The sequence below is a fragment of the Mesorhizobium sp. M7A.F.Ca.US.005.03.2.1 genome, from assembly GCF_003997795.1.
GTDB lineage: Bacteria > Pseudomonadota > Alphaproteobacteria > Rhizobiales > Rhizobiaceae > Mesorhizobium > Mesorhizobium ciceri.
In genome coordinates this window covers 1-3435 of the sequence record NZ_RZRP01000689.1, presented here as the reverse complement: position 1 = coordinate 3435, position 3435 = coordinate 1, and the positions used below count along the sequence as shown (strand labels likewise).

At 56.5% G+C, this 3435-nt stretch carries 2 protein-coding genes and 1 pseudogene; all 3 read left to right on the top strand.

The window, feature by feature from the left end; translation table 11 throughout:
- On the top strand, positions 1-454 hold a 454-nt coding region (locus EN991_RS28415; protein WP_206519271.1), incomplete at its 5' end, for an SLBB domain-containing protein.
- Between the two features lie 29 nt (positions 455-483).
- Entirely contained in the window at positions 484-2862 is a 2379-nt protein-coding gene (locus EN991_RS28410) for a polysaccharide biosynthesis tyrosine autokinase (RefSeq protein WP_127369994.1), read from the top strand.
- Positions 2822-3435: pseudogene (locus tag EN991_RS28405) on the top strand (hypothetical protein); the annotation flags it as partial. The gene EN991_RS28410 and the pseudogene EN991_RS28405, both read left to right, overlap by 41 nt.

Below are 3435 nucleotides of genomic sequence, written 5' to 3'. Positions count from 1 at the left end.
GATTGGAACCATGACTGCAGCCGGCAAGACCGTTCGTCAGCTCGAGAAGGAAATCGAGACTGCCTACGGTGAAAAGTACTTGCAGTCGCCTGACGTGACGATTTTCGTCAAGGAGTCGATTGGCCAGCGCATCACGGTCGATGGTGAGGTCAACAAGGCCGGCATTTATCCGGTGTCCAGCAGCGCTTCCTTGCTCGACGCGATCGCCCTTGCCGGAGGGTTCAATCCGGTCGGTGATGCCGGCAAGGTCTTCGTCTATCGCAATGTCGGCCAAAACAAGCTGGTCGCAAATTACAATGTCGAGGAAATCCGCGCCGGCAAGAACCGCAACCCGCGCATCTATGGCGGCGACGTGGTCGTCGTTTTTGCTTCGAAGTCGAAAATCGCGATGAACAATTTGAAGGATGCGCTGGGCCTCGCCTCCAGCGCTGCCCGCATTGCGGTCATTCCGTAGACACGGACAACCCCAGGATCACCTCGCGCATGCTCGATCGCAACAGGCAGCCCCAACTTGCCGGACCCGGACATGGTCAGGCCCTGTCCGCGGACTCCTATTACGACGTGCCGCAAAACTACGGTCCCTATGGTCGCGACTATGCGGGCCAGGATGAGGGGTTCAACCCGCTCAAGCTGCTTTTATACATCGTCCAGTATCGCTGGCTGATCGTCATGATGGCGGCCGCCGGGCTCGTTGCCGGCGTTATCGTGACGATGATGCAGACACCAAAATACCAGGCGACGACACAGCTCGAAGTTCTGGTGCCTTCGGCGAAAGTGTTTCAGGACATTGAGGTTGTTTCCGAAAACAGCGACGTCCGGGCCTTCCTGACCGCGCGGGAGAAGCTGAAGAGCCGGGCATTGGCTCAGCGCGTGGTGTTCCAGCTTGGGCTTGGCGAAAGGCCGGACTTTCTGTTTCCGACGCCGAGCTTCTCCCCGAGCAATATTGTTTACCGTGCGTTCGGGATGTCCAAATCACCTTCCATTGAGGAGAAAACGCCCGAAGAGCGCGAGGCAATTGCCATCAAGCGCATCCAGGAAGATCTAACGGTCAATCTGGTCACCAATACAAGCCTGTTATCGATCACCTTCGTCGATCAAAAGCCGAAATATGCAAGCGACGTTGCCAATCAGGTCGCGCAGAGTTTTATCGATCAACGTCTCGATCAGACCAGCGAGACCTCCGATCTGGCACGGCAGTTCATCCAGGAGCAGGTTTTGCAGGTGAAGCAAAAGCTGCAGACCTCCGAAAAGGAACTGGTCACCTATGCAAAAGATGCCGGCATCACTGTTACCGGCGACGACAAATCGCTGATCGGCTCGAACATCGAAGCCCTGAACACCGCCCTGGCCACGGCAATCCAGGAGCGTCTTGATGCGGGACGGGTGGTCGATCAGATAGAAAAGGGCCGCGGGTCGAGCCTCGGTCCGGTTCTGGAAAGCGAAGGTCTGCAGAAGCTTAGCGATAAACTGGCGGATCTGACCAGCCAGTATCAGCAGAAATTGGGCATCCTGAAACCCGGTTTTCCGGAAATGCAGCAATTGCAATCGCAGATCAAGGAACTGCAGCGACTCTACAACAACGGCGTGCTGGCGATAACCGATTCGTTGCGGCTGAAATATCAGGAAGCGCAGAACAAGGAAACCGACCTCAAGTCCAAGCTCGCGGAGATGGAGAGGCAGCAGGTTGTCTTCAACGACAAGAATATCAAATACACGATCCTGAAGCGCGAAGTCGACTCCAACCGGTCGCAGTATGACAGCCTTATCGCCAAGCTGAATGAAGTCGGTGTTAGCTCGGAACTCAAGACGCAAAGCGCTGCGATAGTCGATTTCGCTTCGCTGCCCACAGCCCCCTATTCTCCACGTCTGAGCATCAATCTTGCAGTCGCTCTCGCGCTTTTCATGGCCCTGGCTGCATCGATCATCTACATCATCGAGTTGCTGAACAACACTTTCACCAACCCGGAGCAGATCGAGAAAGAGCTGGGACTGACGATGCTCGGCATCCTGCCGCTTGTTGGTGATCGCGAACTCATAGCCAGCATCGCCGATCAAAAATCCGGGCTCTCCGAGGCCTATCGTTCGCTGCGAACATCGCTGCAGTTCTCCGGTGTGGAGGGCGCGCCGCGATCGCTGCTGGTGACCAGTTCGGAACCGTCGGAAGGCAAGTCGACCACGTCGTTCAAGCTTGGCCAGGATTTCGCGGCACTCGGCGCAAGGGTTCTGCTTGTTGACGGCGATCTCCGCAAACCCAACCTGCACCGGCTGTTCGGCCTCGACAATGCGATCGGGTTGAGCAACCTGCTGACAAATACCGTTCGCAAGGACGATCTGCCAGGCATTTTCAGACCGACGAAATACCCCAATGTCACCGTGCTGACGTCCGGAACGATTCCGCCGAATCCGGCCGACCTGCTCTCGTCGCCGAAGATGGCGTTGATCTTGACCAATCTAGGCAAACGCTTCGATCTGGTCATCATTGACGCCCCGCCGGTCGTCGGTCTTTCCGACGCACCAATCCTCAGCCGGCTTGCCGAAGGCACATTGATGGTCGTTTCGACCAATCAGGTCACACGCAAGTCAGCCAAAACGGCACTCAAGCGTCTGCGCTCAGCCGGTGCGAATGTGATCGGAGCGGCGATGTCGAAATTTACAGTCAACAAGTTCGATTACAATTACGCCTATAAATACATGAACTATCAGTACTACGACTATGGCGCGAGTACCCCGAAAATTGAGGGCAAAGTCGATGACGGAGCAGGCCAGCCCGCTCACGCGAAATCTCCGGCGTTCAGGCGTTTGGTTCGTCGCCTCCGTTCTGGTGTTGGCGGTTTCGTCGGTAGGGCTAAGTCGGCTTCTTGAGTCGGAAACGCCGGCCGTCTCGCTTGCGCTCGATCCGTTCAACGTAGATGCCTTGATAGGCGAAATTGCCGGTCGGTTGAGCGAAACAGGCGACGGTGCTGATCTCGATGTCTTGGCAACAAAGGCGAAGGGCGCGCTTCGTTTCAATGTCGCGGATGCCCGGCTCTACAGCCTGATAGGCGAGATTGAGTATCGACAAGGCGAAAAAGATGAGGCTTTCGAACTCTTCGACCAGGCTCGAAAGCTGTCCAAGACTGAAATCCATTCGCTTCAGAGATCGATCGATCGCTCGATCGAGGTGGGCGATCTGTCAAAGGCCGTTGCCGAGATCGACACGTTGCTGCGCCGGTGGCCCGACAGATTTCCAGTCATTGCGGCGGGCTTGCCGGCTATTCTTTCAAACCCGGACGGATACCAGGCTGTCCTGGCAGCCTTGAGGATCGAGGCGCCGTGGAGATCCAGTCTTTTCACCGCCCTTGGTAAGGATCCGCGGGGCCTGCGCGTCGCAAATCAACTGTTGCTGGACCTTGCCGGATCGAGTTCACAACCGACGTCGAAGGAACTGTCTGCCGT